Annotated in this window: 4 protein-coding genes and 1 pseudogene; 1 reads left to right on the top strand and 4 read right to left on the bottom strand. The window is 38.8% G+C overall.

Annotated elements, in window-relative coordinates; genetic code table 11:
* Nucleotides 1-519 (top strand): 3'-5' exonuclease (locus RT143_RS12015; protein WP_313093285.1); only part of this gene is annotated, 519 nt, incomplete at its 5' end.
* A 107-nt stretch (nucleotides 520-626) separates the two neighbouring features.
* On the opposite strand, the gene RT143_RS12020 is transcribed toward RT143_RS12015, so the two are convergent.
* The 4 genes and pseudogenes from RT143_RS12020 to RT143_RS12035 all read right to left on the bottom strand — a co-directional run.
* A complete protein-coding gene (locus tag RT143_RS12020; RefSeq protein ID WP_313093288.1) occupies nucleotides 627-1,136 on the bottom strand; it encodes a hypothetical protein in 510 nt (169 codons plus the stop codon).
* Between the two features lie 32 nt (nucleotides 1,137-1,168).
* Complete coding sequence (locus RT143_RS12025) at nucleotides 1,169-2,413, bottom strand: YagK/YfjJ domain-containing protein (RefSeq protein ID WP_313093290.1); 1,245 nt, start codon at nucleotides 2,411-2,413, stop codon at nucleotides 1,169-1,171.
* Nucleotides 2,414-2,865: 452 nt separating this feature from the next.
* Nucleotides 2,866-3,780 (bottom strand): recombination directionality factor, encoded by a 915-nt coding sequence (locus RT143_RS12030; protein WP_313093293.1) that lies wholly within the window; start codon nucleotides 3,778-3,780, stop codon nucleotides 2,866-2,868.
* Between the two features lie 141 nt (nucleotides 3,781-3,921).
* Nucleotides 3,922-4,376, bottom strand: a pseudogene (locus RT143_RS12035) (YqaJ viral recombinase family nuclease); the annotation flags it as partial.

Genomic DNA, 4,376 nt, shown 5'->3' on the forward strand with positions numbered 1-4,376 from the left:
ACCAGCAAACCATTATTCTTTGATACCGAAACCACCGGTGGCGGCAGGGAGGATCAAATCATTGAAATTGCGTTTTGTGATAGTGATAGAAATGTGATTATCGACACGCTAATCTACACAGATATACCTTCAAGTACAGGCGCATTTAAGGTGCATGGTATTTATCCTCATGAGCTGATAGGTAAACCTACCTTTATTGATATTCAACCCGCGATTGTACAGTTGCTCAAAGGAAGAACCCTGTATGCCTATAACGCAAATTTTGATATTCGTATGATGCGCCAATCGGGTCATAAACTTCGCTTGCAGCAAGTTGAGGTTAAATGCTTGTGCAAGCAGTTTGCTGATTTTATCGGGCAATACTCACCGTATTTTAAAGCCAATCGCTATTTTAGCCTAAGCAAGGCTTGTTCGCATTTTGGGAGGGAGCACAACAACGCGCACCGCGCTAGACCCGATGCGCTCGCGTGTGTGACGGTGTGGCAGGGGATGGTGGGAAGTCATCATTGGGATTATTAAAACTCGAATTTAACATTTTTGAGTTTTTAATAATAGTGTATATTTTAAAAAACATAGTATTTGCAAAGGCTAATAAAACACGTTTCACAAGAAACTAATTTATCATATTAGCGCCACTGCTCAAATCTGACAGCCTTTACTTTTGAATGTATATCACTCTTATGTTTAAAAGATTTCTTGTATGATTTTCTAATAACCCATAATGCAATTAATTGTTTTTCAATCCCAGGATTACAGGTAACAGTAAATTCATTACCTTCAAAAAGTATGGGATCGTCGACGCTTTGTTGAGAATGATCTAACCAATCAACAATATCACATATCCTTTCAATTTGCGTTTCATCTAAACCATCTATCATAGCTGGCTTTCTTCTCACATAGCCCGCGTCATTCTCGGGCAAATGAACCATATGTCTTACCGCTCCAAAAACAAAATAAAAACCATCTTTGCTGTTAATTTGATTTGCGTAAATAGTTTGACAGTGAGCTAGTAAAACTTCATTTAGTTTCGGATTATCGACATTTGTTAAAAAACAGATAGCATTACTGTTCATTTTTCCCGCAAGTAATCTTTTCGCTGGGAAAGGCATATGCCAGTCTACATGATCATTTGTCATTTTACTAAACTCTCTGAATATTAAATTATGTTTTAGCCAACTAAAATAGTCTTTCTAGGTCTGCCTGACTTAATTTTGACCTTGTCACTACCCATTCCAATGGTTCGATCATTGGTCTTTGCCATCTTCACATAATAGTCTGTCTTGGCCAAATATGCTAAAACGTATTTAAATAGATTGTCTTTCATAGCGGTATCACTAGCATTAAGATGGCCAACAGCTAAATGCCGATAATTTTCTTTATGGGCATTGCAATTCCAGTAAATACCTTTAGTGGTTTTACCATCCGCATTAATCGTTAGTTGCTTCCAAATCTTCCCCATGTCCATAGCGATACTAATATCCTCACGATGCTTATCACCATTAAGCAATATTAGACAATGGTAGTGAAAGCTCTTATCCGCACCGTATTCTAACTTCCAAATAAAACCTTCAACTGCGTACTTATTTTTAATGGCTCTAAAAAACTTGGCACGATATTCTTTCATCGATTGCAAGTCAGATTGTAATTGAGTTTTTTCAGCTTTAAGACGATATTCATGAAGCGTTAACTGCTCCTTCGGCTTGTCATTGTCATCACTAATATCACCAGGAATTAGCTCTGCTGAGGCTGGTAAGTTCTCAAACAACGATGCTCTATTCTTATCGAAATAGTCTTTGTTGTAACCAAGATCTAATCGAATGACCAATAAATTTGCTTTATATTCGATTAAACCACTCACATATTTCTTCAAATTTCGATTAGTACGGTGAAATGCCTTAATGGCTTTTTTAAAGTCTAATACCGTTTCTTCACTCTGCAACTCATCAATCAATGCTTTAAGCATGATGTCTTCAGTATCTATTGCAGTTTCACTGATTTCATGCCTTTCCATAAAAGATTTAGGCTCAGAAACCTTCAACGTATGCTCCAAGGGTAATTTAGCCCAATTACCGCTCCAACGTAAATACGCTTTAATATGTGGTGTATATTCTTTATTAAACGGCAGTAGCTCCTCTAAAGGTTTAGATAAGCGTGGTATGCTTAATAGACTGCTATCATAATCTCGATACCACAAATAAATATTTTTTGTCTTCAAGTATTTTCGTAATTGATTTTTTTTCTTCTCATAGGCAATATTAGTATCAGCTAGCTTTTGCAATAGTTCATCAAAGCGAATGTAATTCGAGATGTCATCATAATCCTGTGTAATAACCTTTTTGGTAACACCTTTTATATCTTGATAGCTTAGTAAGCTATACTGAATATGAGTTAATAAGTTTTCATCTTTATACATAGTTGTTTACCAAGATTAACTTAATATATTTTATAGGGAATTCCTATCTAAACTTATAGACTATTGTTTTCTAATAACATAGAAACCGAAAGTCATTAAACAAGCAGTACTAGCGTCACTTTTTAAAATAAACACCAATTTCGGCTAAACTTTTTCAATTTTGCCATTTTTTTTGATGTTTGACCCATTTTATTTATGTCGAGATGCGTAGTCAACATGTCGAGATGCGTAGTTTTTGAGAATATCCAGTTTTTTTGTCAACAAATTGCAATCAAATGAATTTTCAGCAATCCTCTCTCATTTGATAAGGGACTTATGTAAATTTAAACGGTAATCTTTCTTTGACAAAATTTTGTTTGCTTTTTAAAATTTAAAAGTTAAGAAAAAGTTGGCTGTACAAAAAAATAAAGCGCCATTTAGTAGCGCTTTATTTTCGTAACTATAGTATGCGACTAACTCACTTTCCTTACACTCTGCCGTAGACCATCCTCAAGCGACTGCCACTGTCCATCGGATGAATTACCATCGCTCCCCACTGACCGAACAATCGCATCGCTATCCGCATCAGCATTATAAAACTCCTCCACGATTGCCAATCCCTCATCTGAATCCACCTCAAACGCTGAATTAGCATAGCCAAGCTTAGCCACCTCCTCTAACGCCTGCTGATTGAAGCCAGACTGTAGTTGCTGCGCATGAATCGCTTGCGCATTCTCCACCGCATCCTTTAAGCTCACATTATCCTGCAAGGTCAAATCCACGTAATAGATGGGCGTACGATAACTTTGTGTCGTACTCTTCCCACGAATCGTCAACTGTAACGGTAAGCAAGACAACAACCCACCCGATACCGCATTAAAGTAGCTTAAGCGAGCCATCAGCGTTCTGATTGAATTGTAGCCCGTGGTACGAAAGATAAATGAGCCTAACTCATCGACATCATCTAAGTTGGCATACAACCGACCAAATACCTTACAGTTACCATTTTGTCCGATTGGGCATAATTCTGGACTCGGGCAAGGCAATTGCTCAACGCCGTTTTGGGTACGTCGTTGGCACAGCTCACCATTACCCACACAGATAGGTCTGCCGGTCTGCCGGTCAAACAGGGTGTATTCTGCTCGTAGGTTTAACTCAGGCGTATTAAACAGCATCCGTACCGGGATTTGCCGTAGCTTGCCATTGGCTTTGGTTTGGCGTAGCTTGTCATCGAGGGGATGCTTAATCCAGCCATCCTTGCTTTGCACTTGGCTGGTAATAGTGAATTGGTCATCTTTCTCCGGTAAGCGTTTACCATTTTTCTCAACGACTTTACCGATGGTGATTCTGCCTAAAATAGGCGGTGTGATGGTTAACCCTTTAATCATGGGTGTTCTCCTTGGTTTAATTTAATAGATTGGTTTAAAAGGCTTGCTTAATTGGCTGATTGAATAAAATAAAAGCCCATGCTTGACCGGCAAACATGGGCGATATAGTGATGGGAATAATGGGATGCTTGTTAGCTTGAATTACGCCTTGGTATTGACCAGAAAACGACGACTGCCTTGCCTTACCTGAGGATATTGATTAAGTAGCTCGGGTTGGTCTTTGAGCAGTGCCTTAGTATCTAAGCTCACGCTATTTTTAGCTTTCTTCCAGCTAACGGAGCCTAGACTAAATACCGCTTTTTCGGCATCTTGGATATGCATCTGTATCCGCTGTTTAAGCGATTCATAGTTGTCTGCATGAACTTCCATTAAGTTCTTTTCAGCCAGTAGCTGACCAAATAGCATATTCATGTCCTCGTTTTGGCTAAAATCGAGGGTTTTATCCGCCGTGGACTGAGAATACAGTTGAGTAATTGCTTTCGCTGCTGATTCACTGCCATCGGCAGGCGGTGGTACATCCTGTTGCACGTACTCCCAGAACCGGCGTTCTTGCTGAATGAGTTGATTAATGATTAACTCATCTCGCTTAATTTCAT

The sequence above is a fragment of the Moraxella sp. CTOTU48268 genome (assembly GCF_032069585.1).
GTDB classification, from domain to species: domain Bacteria; phylum Pseudomonadota; class Gammaproteobacteria; order Pseudomonadales; family Moraxellaceae; genus Faucicola; species Faucicola cinerea.

Excerpts from the sequence above, each read along its gene's own strand:
- RT143_RS12020 (WP_313093288.1), bottom strand. The coding sequence starts at position 1,136 with ATGACAAATGATCATGTAGACTGGCATATGCCTTTCCCAGCGAAAAGA.
- RT143_RS12025 (WP_313093290.1), bottom strand. The coding sequence starts at position 2,413 with ATGTATAAAGATGAAAACTTATTAACTCATATTCAGTATAGCTTACTA.
- RT143_RS12030 (WP_313093293.1), bottom strand. The coding sequence starts at position 3,780 with ATGATTAAAGGGTTAACCATCACACCGCCTATTTTAGGCAGAATCACC.